The sequence below is a fragment of the Salmonella sp. SAL4457 genome (assembly GCF_046548235.1).
Classification (GTDB): domain Bacteria; phylum Pseudomonadota; class Gammaproteobacteria; order Enterobacterales; family Enterobacteriaceae; genus Salmonella; species Salmonella enterica.
In genome coordinates, this window is the sequence record NZ_JBGDZO010000314.1 from 1 (window position 1) to 292 (window position 292).

A 292-nucleotide genomic window follows, 5' to 3' on the forward strand; every position below is an offset into this window, starting at 1 on the left:
GCCGTCGGCGGAGGTCCTGGCCCTGCCGGACCGCGCGGCGAAACAGGTCGAGCTGAGCCTCGACGGGGTCATCTACACCTCGGTGTTCAACCCCTACGACGGGCGCAAGAACTGGCAGGACATGATCAGCGCGTTCTGCGCCACCTTCCGCGACGAGCCCGACGCCACCCTGGTGCTGAAACTGACCCACCACAACGTCGGCGAAGCGCTGGCCGACATGCTTCACCACCTGTACAAGAACCAGTCCTACCGCTGCCGCATCGTGCTGATCCACGGCTACCTCGCCGACCCG

1 protein-coding gene is annotated in these 292 nt (G+C 66.1%); it reads left to right on the forward strand.

The genetic code is table 11. The features are described 5' to 3' along the window. Window positions 1-292 (forward strand): hypothetical protein (locus tag ACLJNW_RS24435; RefSeq protein ID WP_410961248.1); only part of this gene is annotated, 292 nt, incomplete at both ends.